This window comes from Indiicoccus explosivorum, assembly GCF_002167005.1.
In the GTDB taxonomy this organism is placed as follows: domain Bacteria; phylum Bacillota; class Bacilli; order Bacillales_A; family Planococcaceae; genus Indiicoccus; species Indiicoccus explosivorum.
This window is the reverse complement of sequence record NZ_NHTN01000042.1, coordinates 1-19,185: the sequence shown is the minus strand read 5'-3', so window position 1 is coordinate 19,185 and position 19,185 is coordinate 1. Positions and strand designations below refer to the sequence as shown.

The 19,185-nt window shown below is 50.8% G+C and carries 21 protein-coding genes; 15 read left to right on the top strand and 6 right to left on the bottom strand.

What is annotated here, in order from left to right:
- Window positions 1-6 precede the first annotated feature (6 nt).
- A complete protein-coding gene (locus CCE92_RS11965; RefSeq protein WP_088008185.1) occupies window positions 7-264 on the top strand; it encodes a YfhJ family protein in 258 nt (85 codons plus the stop codon).
- A 90-nt stretch (window positions 265-354) separates the two neighbouring features.
- Here CCE92_RS11965 and CCE92_RS11960 read toward each other — a convergent pair whose 3' ends face one another.
- On the bottom strand, window positions 355-1,335 hold the full coding sequence (locus CCE92_RS11960) for a metal-dependent hydrolase (protein WP_088008183.1): 981 nt from the start codon (window positions 1,333-1,335) through the stop codon (window positions 355-357).
- A gap of 91 nt (window positions 1,336-1,426) precedes the next feature.
- Between CCE92_RS11960 and mutY the strand changes: the two genes are divergently transcribed.
- The 9 genes from mutY (at window position 1,427) to nikC (ending at window position 11,485) form a co-directional block, all read left to right on the top strand.
- Window positions 1,427-2,488 carry an A/G-specific adenine glycosylase gene (mutY, locus tag CCE92_RS11955; protein ID WP_088008181.1) on the top strand — a complete coding sequence of 354 codons (1,062 nt, stop codon included), beginning with the start codon at window positions 1,427-1,429 and terminating at the stop codon, window positions 2,486-2,488.
- Window positions 2,485-3,231, top strand: a complete 747-nt coding sequence (gene fabL / locus CCE92_RS11950) for an enoyl-[acyl-carrier-protein] reductase FabL (RefSeq protein ID WP_088008179.1) — start codon at window positions 2,485-2,487, stop codon at window positions 3,229-3,231. The genes mutY and fabL overlap by 4 nt, the downstream gene beginning before the upstream one ends.
- A 119-nt stretch (window positions 3,232-3,350) precedes the next feature.
- Window positions 3,351-3,896 (top strand): nucleoside tri-diphosphate phosphatase, encoded by a 546-nt coding sequence (ntdP, locus tag CCE92_RS11945; protein ID WP_088008248.1) that lies wholly within the window; start codon window positions 3,351-3,353, stop codon window positions 3,894-3,896.
- 59 nt (window positions 3,897-3,955) lie between these two features.
- Window positions 3,956-5,707, top strand: a complete 1,752-nt coding sequence (locus CCE92_RS11940) for an ABC transporter ATP-binding protein (protein ID WP_088008177.1) — start codon at window positions 3,956-3,958, stop codon at window positions 5,705-5,707.
- A 151-nt stretch (window positions 5,708-5,858) separates the two neighbouring features.
- On the top strand, window positions 5,859-6,878 hold the full coding sequence (locus tag CCE92_RS11935; protein ID WP_088008175.1) for an ABC transporter ATP-binding protein: 1,020 nt from the start codon (window positions 5,859-5,861) through the stop codon (window positions 6,876-6,878).
- Entirely contained in the window at window positions 6,853-7,836 is a 984-nt protein-coding gene (locus CCE92_RS11930; protein WP_088008173.1) for an ABC transporter ATP-binding protein, read from the top strand. The genes CCE92_RS11935 and CCE92_RS11930 overlap by 26 nt, the downstream gene beginning before the upstream one ends.
- Before the next feature lie 30 nt (window positions 7,837-7,866).
- Window positions 7,867-9,492 carry an ABC transporter substrate-binding protein gene (locus tag CCE92_RS11925; RefSeq protein ID WP_088008171.1) on the top strand — a complete coding sequence of 542 codons (1,626 nt, stop codon included), beginning with the start codon at window positions 7,867-7,869 and terminating at the stop codon, window positions 9,490-9,492.
- Between the two features lie 87 nt (window positions 9,493-9,579).
- Window positions 9,580-10,584 carry an ABC transporter permease gene (locus CCE92_RS11920; RefSeq protein ID WP_088008169.1) on the top strand — a complete coding sequence of 335 codons (1,005 nt, stop codon included), beginning with the start codon at window positions 9,580-9,582 and terminating at the stop codon, window positions 10,582-10,584.
- A gap of 16 nt (window positions 10,585-10,600) precedes the next feature.
- Window positions 10,601-11,485, top strand: a complete 885-nt coding sequence (nikC, locus tag CCE92_RS11915) for a nickel transporter permease (protein ID WP_088008166.1) — start codon at window positions 10,601-10,603, stop codon at window positions 11,483-11,485.
- Window positions 11,486-11,531: 46 nt separating this feature from the next.
- Here the strand turns inward: nikC and CCE92_RS11910 are convergent, their stop codons facing one another.
- Window positions 11,532-12,614: an FUSC family protein gene (locus CCE92_RS11910; RefSeq protein ID WP_088008164.1), complete on the bottom strand. Its 1,083-nt coding sequence runs from the start codon at window positions 12,612-12,614 to the stop codon at window positions 11,532-11,534.
- Window positions 12,615-12,639: 25 nt separating this feature from the next.
- On the bottom strand, window positions 12,640-13,932 hold the full coding sequence (locus CCE92_RS11905; RefSeq protein ID WP_088008162.1) for a glutamate-1-semialdehyde 2,1-aminomutase: 1,293 nt from the start codon (window positions 13,930-13,932) through the stop codon (window positions 12,640-12,642).
- Window positions 13,933-14,055: 123 nt separating this feature from the next.
- Between CCE92_RS11905 and bcp the strand changes: the two genes are divergently transcribed.
- The 4 genes from bcp (at window position 14,056) to perR (ending at window position 16,585) form a co-directional block, all read left to right on the top strand.
- Window positions 14,056-14,529, top strand: coding sequence for a thioredoxin-dependent thiol peroxidase (gene bcp / locus CCE92_RS11900; RefSeq protein ID WP_088008160.1), 474 nt, complete (start codon window positions 14,056-14,058; stop codon window positions 14,527-14,529).
- A 13-nt stretch (window positions 14,530-14,542) separates the two neighbouring features.
- Entirely contained in the window at window positions 14,543-15,484 is a 942-nt protein-coding gene (locus CCE92_RS11895; protein WP_088008247.1) for a D-2-hydroxyacid dehydrogenase, read from the top strand.
- Between the two features lie 2 nt (window positions 15,485-15,486).
- Window positions 15,487-16,035, top strand: coding sequence for a cob(I)yrinic acid a,c-diamide adenosyltransferase (locus CCE92_RS11890; protein WP_088008158.1), 549 nt, complete (start codon window positions 15,487-15,489; stop codon window positions 16,033-16,035).
- A 100-nt stretch (window positions 16,036-16,135) separates the two neighbouring features.
- Window positions 16,136-16,585: a peroxide-responsive transcriptional repressor PerR gene (gene perR, locus CCE92_RS11885; RefSeq protein WP_088008156.1), complete on the top strand. Its 450-nt coding sequence runs from the start codon at window positions 16,136-16,138 to the stop codon at window positions 16,583-16,585.
- Between the two features lie 96 nt (window positions 16,586-16,681).
- Here the strand turns inward: perR and CCE92_RS11880 are convergent, their stop codons facing one another.
- The 3 genes from CCE92_RS11880 to CCE92_RS11870 are packed head-to-tail and all read right to left on the bottom strand — an operon-like array spanning window position 16,682 to window position 17,630.
- A complete protein-coding gene (locus CCE92_RS11880) occupies window positions 16,682-16,942 on the bottom strand; it encodes a hypothetical protein (RefSeq protein WP_088008154.1) in 261 nt (86 codons plus the stop codon).
- Window positions 16,943-17,000: 58 nt separating this feature from the next.
- A complete protein-coding gene (locus CCE92_RS11875) occupies window positions 17,001-17,264 on the bottom strand; it encodes a hypothetical protein (protein WP_088008152.1) in 264 nt (87 codons plus the stop codon).
- Window positions 17,265-17,279: 15 nt separating this feature from the next.
- Window positions 17,280-17,630 (bottom strand): YgzB family protein, encoded by a 351-nt coding sequence (locus CCE92_RS11870; RefSeq protein ID WP_088008151.1) that lies wholly within the window; start codon window positions 17,628-17,630, stop codon window positions 17,280-17,282.
- 121 nt (window positions 17,631-17,751) lie between these two features.
- Here CCE92_RS11870 and CCE92_RS11865 point away from each other — a divergent pair, with 121 nt between their 5' ends.
- A complete protein-coding gene (locus CCE92_RS11865; protein ID WP_088008149.1) occupies window positions 17,752-18,624 on the top strand; it encodes a nucleotidyltransferase-like protein in 873 nt (290 codons plus the stop codon).
- The last annotated feature ends 561 nt before the right edge of the window (window positions 18,625-19,185 follow it).

Sequence of the window (19,185 nt, the reverse complement as noted above, 5' to 3'; positions counted from 1 at the left end):
TCCGCAGTGGAAACGAAGATCAATGAACTGACGAAGGAACTGATGGCGGTCAATCCGGACTTGCCGCCTGAAAAAGCGCGCATCTGGATTGAGCTGCTCGTGTCGGATTTCGAATCCTCCTATGCGAAAGCCGGTTATGATTACAGAGGATTCCATGCCGCAGAGAAAATCGTCCGTCAGTGGATTGCCAGCTACGGCAGCCGGCTCCATGAATTCGCGGCGACGAATCCGAAATATGCCCACCTGCTGAACGATCGGCATTAAAAAGGGATAAGAAAAACGCACACGGTCCTGTGTGCGTTTTTCACTGGCTTATTCAACCTTATTCAATTCGGTACAGGAATGTTTTAAGAATCAGTCGGTCAGCGGATCCAGTTTCTTTTTCAGCTTGTCTTCACTGAAAATCCAGCCTGTATACGAACTGATCACTTCGTATTCATCATTCAATGTCGCCACAGCGACAAATGGGTAGTAATCCTTGCTCCGGTACCGTAAGTCGATCAGGCGCACCTCATATTGATCTTCGAATTTCCTGATCTCCCAGCGATAAATCGGAGAGAAGGAGAGGAATGCGGCTAAGTTGTGGTCTTCAATGGCCGCCTCTACCAGAGGTGACTGCGGAATCGGTTTTTTATGGAACTTATCATAGATCGTGATCGACCGTCCATACGCGCGGGCGACATAGTAATGATCTTTTGACACGGCCGCCACCCGCCACTGGAAAAAGCGCATCGTCGGAGCGATGATGATCTCATTGGCTGCCGGTATCGTATTTTTCACTGCATGGCGCACAGAACGCTGGACAGCGAAACGGAGAATGTAATAGGCGGCGACCACCATATAGAGAATCGAGATGGTCCAGACCGGATCGGCACCGAAAAACCACACAGCCAGCGCGACCACATGAAACGCAAAAATAATCGGATCGAATGTATTGATGACGCCCAGCGCCACCCACTTCTCGGAAAACGGCCTGAGTGCCTGGGTTCCATACGAATTGAATATATCGACGAATACGTGGATGAAAACAGCCAGAAAAGTCCAGAGCCACAAGTGAAACAGATTCACTTCCGGAGCGAACAGGTAAATGACGCCAGAAATGAGCAGCGGCCATACCAGCACTGCCGGGATGGAATGGGTCGCGCCGCGATGATGGCGTATGTAAATCGCATTGTTGCGCAGTTTAAGCACGGTATCGATGTCAGGGGCTTGTGAGCCGATGATCGTTCCTGCCATAACGGCTGTCGAAGTTGCAGGATGGGCCGCTACGACCGGATCAGCCATCGCAAGCCCGCCGAGCGCAATGCCCATGACGATATGCGTCCCTGTATCCAATTCATCAGCCCCCTCACTTAATAAAGACTATATCAGACTATACCCGGAATCCGAAGCGGATAACCGGCCGACAGGAGGAAACAGCAGCAAAATGGATATTCGGAAATTCCAGCAGGATTTGATTGGATGGTACAAAGAAGAGAAACGGGATCTTCCGTGGCGGCGGACGGCAGACCCATACCGGATATGGGTCTCGGAAATCATGCTCCAGCAGACCCGCGTCGACACGGTCATACCATTTTATGAACGCTTTTTGGAGCGGTTCCCGACCCTTGAATCGCTGGCTGAAGCGGAAGAACAGGAATTGCTGAAAGCCTGGGAAGGCCTGGGCTACTATTCACGGGTGCGCAACCTCCAGGCGGGGGTTCGGGAAGTTGCGGAAAAGTATGACGGTCGTGTGCCGGACAGCCGGAATGAGATTTCAAGGCTGAAAGGTGTCGGTCCTTATACCGCAGGGGCGGTCCTCAGCATCGCTTACGGAATCCCTGAACATGCCGTCGATGGCAACGTCATGCGGGTGCTGTCACGGATTCTTTTAATCAAGGATGACATCGCGAAGCCAAAGACGCGTAAACGGTTCGAAGAAGCCGTGACCCGGCTGATCAGCGAGGAAGACCCTTCTTCATTCAATCAGGGACTGATGGAACTGGGAGCCATCATTTGCACCCCTTCTTCACCAAAGTGCCTGCTCTGTCCGGTCAGGGATCACTGTGCCGGGTTTCATGAAGGAGTCCAGAATGAATTGCCTGTTAAAACGAAAGCGAAGAAAAACCGGATTGCTCCGTACGCCATGATGGCGATTGAACAGCAAGGGAAATTCTTGCTGGAGAAACGCCCGAACGGCGGCCTGCTGGGCGGGATGTGGCAGTTTCCGATGTTCGAAAGAGAAAAAAGCATCCTTCCGGCAGATGCCGAAACTGAAGTCATGCAGCGATTAGGAGGGATACCTGATCAGGCGGAGCGTATAATTTCTTTCAAACATGTCTTTTCTCATATAACATGGGAAGTGGAAGGATTCGTTATGAAGGGAAGGGCCATTCAGGCGCCAGCCGGCATGGACTGGTTCAGCGCGCAGGAGATGGATCGGCTTCCGATGGCAAATCCGGTAAAAAAAATGATCGAAGCGATGAAAGCGAAAGGGGTACTCGAATGACGGAACAGAAAGTGGCTCTCGTGACCGGGAGCAGCCGCGGGCTTGGAAAAGCGCTGGCCATTGCGCTCGCAGAGGAAGGGTACGATATAGCTGTGAATTATGCGCGGAGCAAATCGGCCGCACAGGAAACGGTGAAGGAGATCGAAGCGCTCGGACGGAGAGCGCTGCTCGTCCGCGCGAACGTCGGTGACGTGGAAAAGCTCCGGGGAATGTTCGAAACGGTGAGAGAAGAATTCGGGCGTCTGGATGTGTTCATCTCGAATGCCGCTTCGGGCGTCCTTCGTCCTGTCATGGAACTGGAGGAATCCCATTGGGACTGGACAATGAACATCAACGCTAAAGCAATGCTGTTCGGTGCCCAGGAAGCGGCGAAACTGATGGATAAAGGCGGTAAAATCATCGGGATTTCATCGCTCGGTTCTATCCGGTATCTTGAGAATTACACCACAATCGGCGTATCGAAAGCCGCTGTGGAATCAATCACCCGGTATTTGGCGGTCGAACTGGCGCCGAAAGGAATCGCTGTCAATACGGTTTCCGGCGGAGCACTGGATACGGATGCACTGAAGCACTTTCCGAACCGGGAAGAGCTCCTTGAAGATGCACGGAAGCAAACGCCGGCCGGCCGGATGGTCGAAATCGGCGATATGGTGAATGCTGCGCTGTTTTTAGTGTCCGACAAGGCGGATATGATCCGCGGGCAGACCATCATTGTCGACGGCGGGCGATCTGTGCTGATGTGAGGCCGTTGCAGGGCATACACGAATTATGATAAGTTGTGTATGACGTATACTATATTTGTAAACTGCACGACCAGCAGGCAAATGAATAGTGTGTGGATGAAAAGGTGGGCTGTCACATGATCGAAGTACCTTCAGAAGGAGAATCGATACAAATCCACAGCTACAAGCACAATGGTCGAATCCACCGCGTCTGGCAGGAGACAACTGTACTGAAAGGGACACGGAATATCGTCATCGGCGGAAATGAACGAACGCTTGTGACCGAGTCCGATGGCAGGACTTGGCTTACGAGAGAACCGTCGATCGTCTATTTCCACGCAGAACACTGGTTCAACATCATCTGCATGCTGCGGGATGACGGTGTTTACTACTATTGCAATATCAGTTCCCCTTTCGTCTACAGCAATAACGTACTGAAGTACATTGATTACGATTTGGATGTGAAGGTTTTCCCGGACATGTCCTATACGCTCCTTGATGAAGACGAATTCGAGGACCATAAGCGGCAGATGGGGTATCCGGAAGTGATCGATCAGATTCTGTACCGGAATGTCGATAAGCTGATCGGCTGGATTCAGCAGAAAAAAGGGCCATTTGCACCGGATTTTATCGAAGTTTGGACAAACCGGTATCAGTTCCATAAGCGGTACCGGATTCGTGAGTGACGGAAAACCTGTTGCACTGTCAACAGGTTTTTCGTTTTGTATGGAAGGAGAAGTAAATAATGAATGTGATGAAACGCTATATGCGTTTTGTCAGACCGTATTACTGGCAGATCGGCCTGACACTCATCATCGGAGTCCTGAAATTCGCGATTCCGCTTTTTATCCCGCTGCTGATCAAAATCGTCATCGACGATATCATCGGCGCGGAAGCTCTGTCGGATCGGGAAAAATTGGAACAGCTTTTTTGGTGGCTTGGCGGGACGTCCGTCCTGTTTTTCGTGTTCCGTCCGCCAATCGAGTATTTCCGTCAGTACTATGCCCAGTATGTGAGCAATAAAATCCTTTATGATATCCGGCAGGAAATGTATGGGCACCTGCAGCGGCTGAGCCTCAAATACTACTCGAACACCCGGGCGGGAGAAGTGATATCACGGGTCATCAACGATGTGGAACAGACGAAAAATTTTGTCATGATCGGTCTGATGAATGTCTGGCTGGATCTGGCCACGATCCTGATCGCTGTAGGGATCATGCTGACACTGGATGTGGGGCTGACGATTGTGACACTGCTGGCTTTCCCGTTCTACGCCTTCAGTGTAAAGTACTTTTTCGGGCGCCTTCGAGAGCTGACCCGGCGGCGTTCTGAAGCGCTGGCGGGAGTTCAGAGCTACTTGCACGAACGGGTCCAGGGGATGAGTATCATCAAAAGCTTCGCTCTGGAAGACTCGGAACAGCGGATTTTTGACGGCGCGAACGATAAATTCCTGGAACGGGCGATCGATCATACGAAATGGAATGCGAAAGCTTTCGCGGCTGTCAATACCATTACGGACGTCGCGCCGCTGCTTGTCATCGGATATGCCGGTTATCAGGTCATAACCGGCGGTCTGACGATCGGTACGATGGTGGCGTTCGTCGCCTACATCGAGCGGCTTTACAGTCCCCTTCGCCGGCTTGTCAATTCCTCTACCACTCTTGTCCAATCGATTGCTTCAATGGACCGTGTTTTCGAGCTGATTGATGAGCCGTATGATGTGAAAGACCATCCCGATGCCCAAGCACTGGGACCGGTAAAAGGGCGTCTTCAGTTCCGGGATGTCTCTTTCCGGTACGACGAAAAGGGTACGGATGTACTTGAAAAACTTGATTTTGAAGTAAGGCCAGGCCAGACTATTGCATTCGTGGGAATGAGCGGGGGCGGAAAATCGACCATCATCTCCCTGATCCCCCGTTTTTATGATGTGACCGAAGGGGAGATCCTGCTCGATGGACAGGATATCCGTAACGTGACGACATCTTCCCTCAGGGATCAGATCGGAATCGTGCTCCAGGATTCGATCCTGTTCAGTGAATCTGTCAAGTCCAATATTCTGATGGGTAAACCGGATGCGACCGACGAAGAAGTAATGGCAGCTGCAAAGGCGGCCAACGCGCACGATTTCATTGAAGAGCTGCCCGAAGGCTATGAGACGAAAGTCGGAGAGCGCGGAGTGAAGCTTTCGGGAGGACAGAAGCAGCGGGTGGCGATTGCGCGCGTTTTCCTGAAGAATCCGCCGATCCTGATTTTGGATGAAGCGACGTCGGCACTCGACCTCGAGAGCGAAGCCCTTATCCAGGATTCGCTGGAGCGGCTGGCCCGTGATCGGACCACACTGATCGTCGCCCACCGACTGTCTACCATTACGCACGCCGACCAAATATTCGTCATCAGCCGCGGTCATGTCGCCGAACAGGGGACACATGCCGAACTGATGGCAAAAAAAGGCGCTTATTTCGATTTGTTCCAAGTGCAGCAGCTGAGCGCGGAATGAGTAAGACTCCCCATTGCCGGGGGGTCTTTTTTTCTGGTTTTTGCATTCCTTCTGGGTATTTCGAGAAAACTATTGAAACAATATCAATTCTCTGTATAATATGACACATATAAAATTTTTGTTTGAAGAGAGAGTGGAAGGGGGAAGCGGCATGACAGAACGGCCGAAAGTGCTGGATGTAAAAGGACTTAAAACTTCCTTTTTCACGGATGACGGTGAAATTCCCGCGGTGAACAACGTAGATTTCCATGTCAGGGAAGGCGAAGTTCTCGGGATTGTAGGTGAATCCGGCTGCGGAAAAAGCGTGACTTCATTATCGGTGATGGGGCTGGTGCCCAGTCCTCCCGGCAAGATTACCGGGGGGGAGATTTTATTCCAGAATAGGGACTTGACGAAGTTTTCGGAGAAGGAAATGCGGGATATAAGAGGGAATGACATCGCGATGATTTTCCAGGAACCGATGACTTCGCTGAATCCGCTATTCAAAATCGGGAATCAGCTGAAAGAAGCGATTCTTGTCCACCGAAAAGACTGGTCGAAAAGACAGGCACATGCAAGAGCAGTCGAAATGATGCAGCTGGTCGGCCTTCCGCGGGCGGAAGAACTGATGAATGAATATCCCCATCAGCTTTCGGGAGGTATGCGCCAGCGTGTGATGATCGCCATGGCGCTTCTGTGTGAACCGAAACTTCTGATTGCTGACGAGCCGACAACCGCGCTTGATGTAACCATACAGGCGCAAATTTTAAAACTGATGGGCGAGCTGAACGAACGGCTTGGTACCGCTGTCATTCTGATTACACACGACTTGGGTGTTGTAGCAGAAACGTGTCAGCGGGTTGTTGTCATGTATTCAGGAAAAGTCGTGGAGGAAGGACCGGTCGATACGATCTTTAAAGATCCGCAGCATCCATACACACGGGGGCTTCTTGCTTCTGTGCCGGACATGCGTTTCAAAAAGGATGCGCTCTACTCGATTCCGGGCAACGTGCCGAAGCCGGGCTCCATTAAAACCGGCTGTCCTTTTGCGCCGCGCTGTGAGCATGCCTGGGACCGCTGCGTGGAAGAAACACCGCCACTGTATGAAACGGCTTCGGATCACCAAACTCGCTGTTTCCTATACGATCCGAAGGAGGTAGACTCGCGTGACAGAACCACTGTTGAAAGTTGAAGGGTTAAAAAAATATTTCCCGGTCCACTCGGGCGTATTCGGCCGGGTCAGCGGACATGTTAAAGCGGTCGATGATATCTCCTTTTTCGTGAATGAGGGCGAAACGCTTGGGATCGTCGGTGAATCGGGCTGCGGGAAGTCGACGACAGGCCGTCTGCTTATGCGGCTGCTCGAACCGACGGAAGGCAAAGTGTATTTCAACGGCAAAGAGCTGACCGGCATCACAAAAGAGGAAATGAGGAAGATGCGCCGGGACATCCAGATGGTGTTCCAGGATCCGTATGCTTCTTTGAATCCGCGCCATACAGTGGAGAAAATCCTGATGGAGCCGCTCAATGTCCACAACATCGGCGATCCGAAAGACCGGAAAAAGAAAGTGTACGAGCTCCTTGAGACGGTCGGGCTGAGCAGTTATCACGCCAAACGCTATCCGCATCAGTTCTCCGGCGGGCAGCGCCAGCGCATCGGAATCGCCCGTGCACTGATGACGAATCCGAAGCTCATCATTGCGGATGAGCCGGTATCGGCGCTTGATGTATCCATTCAGGCGCAAGTTCTGAATTTGATGCAGGAACTCCAGAAGACGCTGAAATTGACGTACATTTTCATCGCACACGATCTTGGCGTGGTCCGCCACATCAGCGACCGGGTTGGGGTCATGTATCTCGGCAACATGGCTGAGCTGGCGAACAGCGAAAAGCTGTATGAAAAACCGCTCCACCCGTATACGCAGGCTCTTTTGTCTGCGGTACCGGTACCTGATCCCGATTTTGAAAGGGAACAGGTCGTGATTGAAGGGGATATTCCAAGCCCCGCAAATCCGCCATCGGGCTGCCGTTTCCATACAAGATGCCCTTACAAGATGGACATCTGTGAAAAGGTCATTCCGAAATTCGCGGAAATTGAAGACGGTCATTATGCTGCCTGCCACCTCTATGAGGAGTCCAGGCCGCAATGATAATAAAAGAAGAAAACAGGAGGGGTCAATTTGAGTAAGAAGAAGCTGTGGTCCTTTGCGCTGATGCTGCTGCTCGCGCTGGTGACTGTTCTGGCTGCCTGCTCTTCGGAAGAAGCTGCTGAAGGTGAAGCGGAAGGCGAAGCCGGCGAAGAAGAAGTACAGGATACATTGATCTTCGGCCGTGGGGGAGATTCAGTAACGCTCGACCCGATCGGTGCGACGGACGGTGAATCATTCAAAGTCACAAAGAACATTTTTGAAACATTGGTTAATTTCGGAGAGCAGGACACGGAAGTCGTTCCTGAAAACATGGGACTTGCAGAGTCTTGGGAAATTTCCGAAGACGGTTTGACTTATACCTTCGATCTTCGTGAAGGCGTATTGTTCCACGATGGAACCGAATTCAACGCAGAAGCAGTCGTTGCAAACTTCGAACGATGGGCGGCAGGCGGTCCAGATGAATTCCCGTATTACGGGTCCATGTTCGGCGGATTTGGTGATGAGGAAGGTCATATCATCGAATCTGTAACCGCTGTGGATGATTACACGGTCGAGTTCCAGTTGAAGCGGCCATCCGCTCCATTCCTGAAAAACTTGGCGATGAGCCCGTTCGGCATCGCTTCACCAGCAGCTTTTGAAGAATTCGGTGAAGAATTCGGAAGCAATCCGGTCGGCACTGGTCCGTTCCAGTTTGTGGAATGGCAGCGCAATGACACCGTGACGATCGAACGTTTTGAAGATTATTGGCAGGAAGGACTGCCGAACCTGGAAAGCATCATTTTCCGCGCAATTCCGGATAACTCGGCTCGTCTGAATGCCTTGCTGTCCGGTGAAATCGATCTGGCTGATGGTATCAACCCGGCAGATGCCCAAACGATTGCCGACAACCCGGATCTCCAGCTATGGGAACGCCCGTCCATGAACGTCGGTTACCTCGGCTTCACCACAACACGTGAGCCATTCGATGATCCGCTTGTCCGCCGGGCGCTGGCATATGCAATCGACAAACAAGCCATCGTTGATGCTTTCTTCCAAGGGTATGCGGAAACTGCAAAGAATCCGTTGCCACCGGTTATCGCAGGATATAATGATGAAATCGAAGATTACAGCTACAACCCTGAAAAAGCACGTGAACTGCTGGCACAGGCCGGCTACCCGGATGGTTTCGAGATGGAGCTTTGGGCAATGCCTGTACCGCGTCCATACATGCCGGACGGCCAGAAAGTGGCTGAAGCGATCCAAGCCAATTTGGCTGATGTAGGCGTCGAAGCTGAAATCGTTTCTTATGAGTGGGCGACGTATCTCGAAAAAGCTCAAAATGGAGAAGCGGACGCATTCCTCCTTGGCTGGACCGGTGATAACGGAGACGCTGACAACTTCCTGTATGTCCTTCTTGATAAGGATAACATCGGTTCGAATAACTACACGCGCTACTCGAATGATGAACTGCACGACATCCTGATTGAAGCACAGACTGAAACAGATGAAGCGAAGCGTGCAGAACTTTACAAACGGGCTCAGGAAATCATCCACGAGGACGTGCCGCTTGTCCCGCTTGCACACTCGACACCGCTTATCGCCGGTGATGCGGATATCACTGGATACACACCGCACCCAACTGGCTCTGATAAGCTGGAAAATGTAGCATTCGAATGATTTTTCGGGGGAGAAGTCAGTGTGATTTCTCCCCTGTTTTTTATGAATTCAATTTACATAACGCAACAAAATTGAGAGGTGAAGACGATGCTGAATTATGCAGGGAGACGCCTGCTGCAGCTGATTCCAGTCCTGCTTGGGATGACGTTTATCGTTTTCCTGATCATTCGGGCGATTCCCGGTGATCCGGCACAAGTTATTCTAGGGCAGCAGGCGACGGAGGACGCGGTCAGAGCTCTTCGGGAACAGCTTGGTCTGGATGATCCGTGGTATATCCAATACTTTGAATATTTGACAGGATTATTCACAGGAGATCTTGGAGAATCGCTTCGGACTAGCACGCCGGTCGCGGATGAAATCTGGCCTTATTTAGCAGCGACAATCGAACTGTCTGTTTTTGCTATTATCATTGCTATCATTGTGGGAGTCAACGCCGGCATCATCTCGGCTTGGTTCCAGAATTCCTGGTTCGACTACACTGCAATGGTGCTGGCTCTTGTCGGCGTTTCCATGCCGATCTTCTGGCTCGGTCTGATGAATCAATGGATTTTTTCAATCGAACTGGGCGTTCTTCCGACAACAGGGCGTGAGAATGTGCGGGATCCAGTGGATCCGATTACGCATTTCTATGTGATTGATACCATTATTCAAGGGAATTTTGATCAGCTCGCTGTCGTGTTCAGGCACTTGATCCTGCCGGGTACCGCACTTGCGACGATTCCGATGGCCATCATTGCCCGGATGACACGTTCCAGCATGCTGGAAGTCATGCGTTCTGACTATATCCGGACAGCCCGCGCTAAAGGGATGAAAATGTTCCTGGTCGTGTACAAACATGCGCTTAAAAATGCCATCATTCCGGTCCTGACCATTATCGGTCTTCAAATGGGATTGCTCCTGGGCGGAGCGATTCTGACAGAGACGATTTTCGGCTGGCCGGGCATCGGACGCTATATTTATGATGCCATCGGATTCCGGGATTATCCGGTCATCCAGTCAGGCATACTTGTCGTGGCTTTCATATTTGTCATGATTAATCTGTTCGTCGACTTGCTGTACAGCTTCGTCGACCCGCGGATCAAATACGATTAAGAAGGAGGGGAAGACGTTGGCTGAAGCAATTGACAACAAGAAAGCACAATCAGAAAAAGTTCCTGGCCCATGGGTGGAAGCGTGGCGGGGATTCCGCAAAAGTAAAATCGCGCTGGTCGGAATGGGAATCGTCCTGTTTTTCATCGCCATGGCGATTGTCGGTCCATTCCTTGTACCGGAAGGCATCAATGACCAGAAGCTTGGAGAACGGCTCCTGCCTCCTTCTGCTGAGTATTGGTTCGGAACAGATGACTTCGGTCGGGATATCTTATCCCGTATTGTCTATGGAGCGCGGATTTCATTGACCGTCGGGTTTTTAGCTGTAATCGCTTCCGCGGTCATCGGAAGTATACTGGGCATTCTCGCCGGCTATTATGGCCGCTGGGTGGATACCATCATTTCACGGATTTTCGATATCATGCTCGCATTCCCGAGCATTCTCCTTGCCATCGCTGTAGTAGCGGTCCTTGGACCGTCTCTCCGGAATGCTTTGATCGCCATTGCGATCATCAACGTACCGAACTTCGGCCGGCTTATCCGGTCAAAAGTCCTCAGTATTAAGGAAGATGAGTACATCACAGCGGCCAGGGCGATCGGTATGAAAAATGCGCGGATTCTGTTTTCGCATATTCTACCGAATTCCATGGCACCGGTCATTGTGCAAGGGACGCTAGCTGTTGCCACTGCCATCATTGAAGCGGCTGCGCTCGGCTTTTTGGGTCTTGGCGCGCAGGCTCCAGCACCGGAGTGGGGGAAAATGCTCGCGGATGCCAGGACGTACTTGACGACAGCCCCGTGGACGATGATTTTCCCGGGTCTGGCAATCATGCTGACTGTCCTCGGGTTTAACCTTATGGGAGACGGACTGCGAGATGCATTGGATCCGCGGATGAAATCTTAAAACCAACAAAAGCCCGGAAGCGAGAGCTTCCGGGCTTTTTACTCGTTTATAACGTTTCTGCTAAATTGTCCTCTATTTCCTCACTGTGGTAGTTGTGATAGGAATCGATAAGCAGGTCGAGGTGTTCAAGCTGTTCCTCGTAATCCAGGATGGCGGATAGGACATGCAGCAGGTGATAAGAAGAAAACTGCTCTTCTTCCGTCTGGGCGATGCCGATCTCTTTCACGAAGACATCCATCACTTCCTGGCGTCTTAAATGAGCGTCCTTATCCGACATATCGCCGCTTTCGGGCCGTATTTTCCCTACATATTTCATATGGAGACGTTCTTCAAAAGAAGCAAGGCTTTCCAGCCGGTCTTCAATCATCAGATGGAAATGCTCAGGCAGCTGCATGAGTTCATTCTCGTAATAGTGAAGCCGCTTCAACATTTCGAGGCTTTTCTTTGTGGCCGTGATCATCTGCCGATACAGCACAAGCTTCCGCGCCTTTGCATAACGCTGTTTTTGTGTATAGCTCCGTTCGTCTTTGTAGAATGAATACCACTGGTCCACTTTGACCAGCTGATCAGACAGGCGGTCGATATCCTTCTTCAGCGCCGTGTGAGTCGAAGTGTGCTGAACGGATGTCCGGACCCAGCGGATGATGTCCTGGCTCACATCATTGATTGAACTGAAGAGCCGCGTTTCATACTTCGGCGGCAAAAAGATAAGGTTGATAATGAAAGAAGACATAACTCCGACCAGCACCGTGATCAGGCGGAGAAAAGCGAGCTGCAGGAAATTATCTTCACTCGCCCCTGTAACTGCAATGATGGTCACCAGAACGAGCGGAATCGTTTTGTCGATTTTGAGTTTAAGCATGACGATGATTGTAATCACAATGGCAAGACCGACAGTAAAGTGGTTGATGCCTAAAGTGAGTGCGAAAATGACCGCGATGATGGCTCCGATAATATTGGAATAGATTTGTTCGATCACCGTCTGGAATGACCGGTAAATGGATGGCTGCAGGGCGAAAATTGCGGTGATGCCCGCGAAAAAAGGGGCTGGGAGATTCAGTAAGTCCGCCACATATAAAGCAAGCGTCACCGCGATGCCTGTTTTAATGACCCGTGCGCCGAATTTCATTGCTCCCATACCTCCTTTCGATCATTCACGCGGTTAATCGCTGAAAAGATCGCCTTACAGCCTGAAGGGTTGTTCGGATGTCTTCTTCTGTATGGGCGGTCGTCAAAAACCAAGCCTCATACTTTGAAGGGGCCAAATTGATGCCTTCGCTGAGCATAAGCCGGAAGAATCGGGCAAATTGTTCGCCGTCCGTCGCTTCTGCTTGTTCATAATTCTCCACTTTCACATCGGTGAAGTATAAGGTCAAGGCGCCACCCAGACGATTGATGGTGATAGTCACGCCGGCTTCAGCAGCCGCTTCAGCGATCCCTTTTTCAAGAAGGCCGCCAAGGCGGTCCATTTCTTCATATACGCCTTCCCGCTTAAGGACTTCCAGGCAAGCAATGCCTGCACGGATGGATGCCGGGTTTCCCGCCATAGTACCCGCCTGATAGGCAGGGCCTAAAGGTGCGACTGTGTCCATGATCTCCCGCTTCCCGCCATATGCGCCGATCGGGAGCCCGCCGCCGATAATTTTGCCAAGTGCCGTCAAGTCCGGTGTGAAGCCGAGCAGATCTTGGGCTCCGCCGTAATGGAAGCGGAAAGCCGTAATCACTTCATCATAAATCACAAGCGCACCTTGAATTTCTGCCGCACGATGCACAGCTTCCAGGAAGCCCTCTTTCGGTTCCACAATACCGAAGTTGCCGACAATCGGTTCAACGAGCACACAAGCGATCTCATCCCCCCATTTTTCCAAGGCAGTCTCGTATGCGCCAGGATCATTGAACGGTATGGTGATCACTTCTTCAGCAATCGACGGTGGTACACCCGCGGAGTCCGGAGTGCCGAGCGTAGCGGGGCCTGATCCTGCAGCAACAAGCACCAGGTCTGAATGGCCATGGTAGCAACCGGCAAATTTGAGGATCTTTGAGCGGCCTGTATACGCGCGGGCGACACGGATGGTGGTCATGACCGCTTCGGTTCCGCTATTGACGAATCTGACTTTGTCCATGCCCGGAATCGCATCCTTCAGCATTTCTGCGAAGGTCACTTCATAAGGAGTGGGGGTGCCGTACAGAATACCGTCCGCCGCCGCTTCGGCGATAGCTTTTGTGATATGGGGATGGGCATGGCCGGTAATGATCGGTCCGTAAGCCGCCAGGTAATCGATATAGCGGTTGTCATCCACGTCGTAGAAATAAGCCCCTTCTGCACGTTTCATCGCAATCGGAGTTCCGCCCCCTACAGCTTTGTAAGAGCGGGAAGGGCTGTTGACACCGCCGACAATATGTTCAAGTGCTTTGTTATGTAGTTGCTCGGACTTGCTGTGTTCCATCTGTTTTCCTCCTAACTTGCGTTCATGTCCTATTTTAGACAAAATGCAGGCAGGACGCCAAAGAAATTGAAAGAACTCCAGGAGTCCGGTACGATTGGATTATCAAGAAGGGAGTGGAGGAAGATGGTGACGGAAGGACAAAAAGCACCGGGATTTTCACTGAAGAATGAATCGGGCGAGCAGGTGGCGCTTTCGGATTTCACTGGAAAAAAGTATGTCATTCTTTATTTTTACCCGAAGGATATGACCCCTGGCTGTACGACGGAAGCTTGCGATTTCCGTGATGCAGCAGCAGAATTCTCTGAGTCGGATGCTGTCATTTTAGGGGTGAGCCCGGATGCAATCGGCGACCACCAAAAATTCATTGCAAAGTACGGATTGCCCTTTTCGCTTCTGTCGGACGAGGATCATGAAGTGGCTGAGGAATACGGTGTCTGGGTGGAGAAGAACATGTACGGCAAAAAATTCATGGGGATCGAACGCTCCACATTTTTGATTGATAAAGAAGGAAAAGTGCAGAAGGTGTGGCGAAAAGTAAAAGTGCAGGATCATATCCGGGAAGTGCTGGATACACTTCGGACGGTGCAGGCAGGATGAGAGGGTCGGAATGGTGAATGTACTGTTTACGTTTCTGCCGAAAGAAAAGCAGCAGAACAGGCTGACAGAAGCGTTTCCGGAAGTTTCGTTCAGTTTTACATACCATGATAAAACGCGTATAAATGATGCAGATATCATTGTTACATACGGGGAAGATATCGAAGCGGCGGATATCCGGATAGCAGACCGGCTCAAGTGGATCGTGGTGGCGAGTGCGGGTGTCGAGAAACTGCCTGCTCAAGAAATCCTGAGCAGAGGGATCATTGTGTCGAATGTGCGCGGAATCCATAAAACGCCAATGAGTGAATCCGTATTGGCGCACCTTCTCGCGCTGAAGAGGTCGCTTCCTCAGCTGTACAGCCAGCAGCGTGATAAGGAATGGAACCGGAAAGTCAGGTCATCGGAACTTGCCGGCACAACGGCTGTCATTCTGGGGCCGGGAGCGATCGGAAGTGAAATCGGGCGGCTCCTCCAAGCGTTCGGGGTGAGAACAATCGGCTGTAACCGGTCCGGCCGCCCGGCACCGTATATGAATGAAACGGTGCCTTTCACGGAGCTGAAAACGGTACTTCCAGAGGCGGATGCGGTCATTTCAGTCTTGCCGAGTACTGAAGAGACCCGGCACATGCTGACGGACAGCCATTTCCAATCCATGAAAGAGACGGCTGTCTTCATGAATTTCGGCCGCGGAGATCTTGTTTCCGATGAAATATTAGTGCGTGCTCTGAAGGAAGGGGAAATCGGCGCCGCTGTCCTCGATGTTTTCGAAACTGAACCGTTGCCTGCGGACCATGCGTTCTGGACGATGGAGAATGTGGTCGTCTCCCCTCATGTATCGAGTCATTCATCCAAATATGTAGAGCGGTCCATCGATATTTTCATTCCGAATCTGCGAAAGTTTCTTAACGGTCAAACCGATTTCACGAATCTTATTAACCTTGAAAGGGGTTACTGATCATGAAAATTTATACGAAAACCGGTGACAGAGGAACAACGTCCCTTGTATACGGATCTCGAGTTCCAAAGAATGACCCGCTGGTGGAAGCTTACGGAACTTGCGATGAAGCGAATTCTGTAATCGGGGCTGCATTGGCGCAGCTGACGGACAGTCCATTCGAGGGAAAGGACGAACTTCTGAAGACTTTCCATGAGATCCAGACAGCCCTGTTCCATGTCGGTGCTGAACTTGCCACTCCGAAAGGAAAAGAGGTTAAATGGAAGCTGACCGCAGAAGATACGAAGAAGCTGGAGGAGTGGATCGATCTTTACGATGAGAAGCTTGAACCGCTGAAGAATTTCATCCTTCCTGGAGGTCATCCGGCCGGTGCCGGTCTTCATGTTGCCCGGACGGTTGTCCGCCGGGCAGAAAGAGCGGCAGCGGCAATCGGGGAAGATGTCCAGCCGGAGGTCCTCGCGTACTTGAATCGTCTTTCTGATTTTCTTTTCGTCGCGGCGCGATTTGTAAACCTCCGACTAAAATACCCGGAGCAAGGCCTGCATGCTTGAGCGCCTTCCTGTTAATTTCTTGACACTGCTCGCTTTTCTCAGCTAAACTGTTTATAACGATTATAAACTAGAGATTTTTCGTGAAGTGAGGTGCAGAGCGGTGTCTGAAACGCAATTGCGGGATGCGCTGAATACGCTGAAATCATCAGGCGTGCGGATTACACCGCAGCGGCATGCAATATTGGAATACTTGATCCATTCCATGTCCCATCCGACAGCCGATGAAATATACCGCGCATTGGAAAAGACCTTTCCGAATATGAGCGTAGCGACTGTCTATAATAATTTGAGAGTCTTCCGGGAAGCGGGGCTTGTAAAAGAATTGACATACGGTGATTCATCCAGCCGTTTTGATTTCATTACCCATGACCATTACCATATCATTTGTAATGACTGCGGGAAAATTGTTGATTTCCACTATCCCGGACTTGATGAAGTGGAACAGCTCGCTTCCCATGTCACCGGTTTCGAAGTGGAATCCCACCGGATGGAAGTATATGGAACGTGTTCAGCCTGTTCATCAGGCGGCAACCGAGCGAAAGCACAATAAAAACGAGCGTGTCATCACGCTCGTTTTTTGTATACCATTAATGGGATTTTAATCTACCTATTCATGAATATTCCAGATCGCTGTCGGGAACCGGTTTTATTGCTGAGCCGGTGCCTTACCGAGTCCGTCATCGAGAATAATCGGTTTTTTCCCATTTTCATCTGCGGAAAATTTTCGACTGAGGCCCCAAAAGAAAGAAATGATGGCCAATCCGGTGATGATGGCGCCGCCGATGTAAGCAGTGTCCAAAGAAAGACCGAAGCCGATTTGGGCATTCAGGATATAGGTGAGCGCAGCTATCGTAATGAAGGTAGCCGGTACTGCTGCGATCCAGGAATTTTTTCTTTGGATGGTCAAGTACATAGCGCCGATCTGAGTGCGATCATGGCAGTGATTGGTCTGCCCAATAAAAATATCACCAAAGCAAGCTGGAATCGATCTGTGTCAGAACACTGGAGATTATAGACATCGGAATCGCAATCCATAAGCGTGCGCCGATCTTGCGCTGTGCGATGTTCAAGTAATCTGCAATAATCATTCTGGCGCTCCGGGAAGCTGTATCACCTGACGCAATCGGGAGAATGATGACTCCCGGGATCCCAAGTGTTTCCGCAAACGCGCCGAGTGCCGTAACGGATGCTTCATATACCTCTACCTCGGACAATAAAAAAAGAGCCATTTCGGCCCTCTTCTGTCACGCATTGGAATTTTTATTGAAATCCTCGTCGAATTCTTTTCCTTCCAACGAACGGTCCATCGTCAGCGGTTCATTGCAGTGCATGCACATATCCACGCGCCCGAGCACTTTCGTCTGCTTTCCGCAGTTCGGACAGATGACTGGCACTGCTCTCATCGAAACCATCCCGATCCAAGCGTACACCCCTGTACTGCCAAGGATCGCCAGTACACCCAGCAGCATGAAGATCAGCATGACAGCCGGATGATCCTTAAAGAAAATTCCGGCGTACATTACAATAAAACCGATGAAGACAAGCGCCAGAGCGAAGGATCGGATCCGGTTGATTTTATTTTTGTAAGGTTTCATGTTTCTGCCTCCCTCAAAACATCATACTACAGTCAGGAGAAGATTCAAAAGAGGGAATGTCCAGTTCAGCAGGAATCAGGAAAAGATGTGTCGAATCTTTTACACGGAAGGAGTGAGGAGTATGGAACAAGTGCTGCGGCCGATATATCAGGAGCGTGCCAGCCAGGAAAGCACACTGGGGATTCTGCTGATCGGCAAACAGGATGAACTCAGTCCTCTGACTGATACATTCGATAACGTTCTGCTGATTATCACGAAAGAACAAGTGCCTTCTGTTTACACAAAGCACTATACGTATGAGGATAAAAAAGCGGTCTTGCATACCATCACGGCCAGACAGCTCAGAAAATGGCTGTTGCTCGGCACGAACAGGAAAGTAGTCGACTGGCTCATGCATGGCCGGATTATATATGATCGCAATGAATACGTCTCGGATCTCCGGACGGAACTTCGGGATTTTCCATTTTACGGCCGGAAAATAAAGATGGGCATCGAGTTTGCCCGGCTGATCCGTCGATACTTAGAAGGGAAAGTTTTTTTCGAGGAACGCAATCACCTGGATGCTTACCACCATGTCGTAGAGTCTCTTCATCATCTGGCACGGATGGCGGTCATAAAAAATGGGCTTCCGCCGGAAGTGACCATTTGGGCGCAAGTAAAACAGATGGAGCCGCAAGTCTATAAGTTATACGAGGAAATGGTCACTAGCGAAGAGCCGATCGACAAACGGCTGGAGCTCTTGTTCCTGGCCGGAGAGCATTTAATCCATTCGCGTACGGAGGATGGCGCGATGCATATCCGGGAGGTGATGGCTGAGCAGGAACTGTGGACGATACAAGAACTTCACGAAGAAGAGGAGCTCCGAAATTATTCTTCTGATCTGGAAGTGTTCATCGAATTCCTGATCAGCAAGAAACTGATCGCTACGAAAAATATGCCGACGAAAAGCGAAGCGATCTGCCACCGTTATTATTTCGCCGCTCCGAAGGAATGAACCCGGCTATTTGAAAACTTCCGCTTACCGGGCGGAAGTTTTTTAGTTTTTATATTGACACTCGCTGGCCAATTCGATATGATAAATAGCGTCGCTTCGGAACGGAAGAAATCAAGCTGAAACGAATCGGCCGGCTGAATGGAAATGAGGGTTGACTCATCTTCAGAGGCAATGATAAGATAGGGGAGTCGCCTTACGAGGCAGCTTCAAGCAGTGAACCTTGAAAACTGAACAGCAAAACGCTGAGAAAACAATGAACGGCCCCGGCCCCTTTTGGGTGACCGGGAAGCGGCGGCGTTCCACCCCCGTGGAGCGCGCCGCGCCAGCAAGAGTCACTCTTGCTCTCTTATCGGAGAGTTTGATCCTGGCGCCACGGCCGTCGCCCTCATAGCGGCCTGTCATCTCGCTCATCGCCTTGCCATGTCCGTCCGACCATTAAAATTCACTGACAAAACGGGAAAACATTTTCCAGCAGATGCGGCGCTCTGCATCCACGCCTTATTTCGTCCTGCTGATCGTCATGTTCGTATTTTCTTTCGGCTTGGCAAATTTCCAGTCGAC

What these genes read in the sequence shown, in the direction of transcription:
- CCE92_RS11920 (WP_088008169.1), top strand. Translation starts at nt 9,580, where the DNA reads ATGCTGAATTATGCAGGGAGACGCCTGCTGCAGCTGATTCCAGTCCTG.
- CCE92_RS11865 (WP_088008149.1), top strand. Translation starts at nt 17,752, where the DNA reads ATGGAACAAGTGCTGCGGCCGATATATCAGGAGCGTGCCAGCCAGGAA.
- mutY (WP_088008181.1), top strand. Translation starts at nt 1,427, where the DNA reads ATGGATATTCGGAAATTCCAGCAGGATTTGATTGGATGGTACAAAGAA.
- CCE92_RS11940 (WP_088008177.1), top strand. Translation starts at nt 3,956, where the DNA reads ATGAATGTGATGAAACGCTATATGCGTTTTGTCAGACCGTATTACTGG.
- CCE92_RS11905 (WP_088008162.1), bottom strand. Translation starts at nt 13,932, where the DNA reads ATGGAACACAGCAAGTCCGAGCAACTACATAACAAAGCACTTGAACAT.
- CCE92_RS11870 (WP_088008151.1), bottom strand. Translation starts at nt 17,630, where the DNA reads ATGAAACCTTACAAAAATAAAATCAACCGGATCCGATCCTTCGCTCTG.
- CCE92_RS11910 (WP_088008164.1), bottom strand. Translation starts at nt 12,614, where the DNA reads ATGAAATTCGGCGCACGGGTCATTAAAACAGGCATCGCGGTGACGCTT.
- CCE92_RS11875 (WP_088008152.1), bottom strand. Translation starts at nt 17,264, where the DNA reads ATGGCTCTTTTTTTATTGTCCGAGGTAGAGGTATATGAAGCATCCGTT.
- CCE92_RS11890 (WP_088008158.1), top strand. Translation starts at nt 15,487, where the DNA reads ATGAAAATTTATACGAAAACCGGTGACAGAGGAACAACGTCCCTTGTA.
- bcp (WP_088008160.1), top strand. Translation starts at nt 14,056, where the DNA reads ATGGTGACGGAAGGACAAAAAGCACCGGGATTTTCACTGAAGAATGAA.
- CCE92_RS11935 (WP_088008175.1), top strand. Translation starts at nt 5,859, where the DNA reads ATGACAGAACGGCCGAAAGTGCTGGATGTAAAAGGACTTAAAACTTCC.
- fabL (WP_088008179.1), top strand. Translation starts at nt 2,485, where the DNA reads ATGACGGAACAGAAAGTGGCTCTCGTGACCGGGAGCAGCCGCGGGCTT.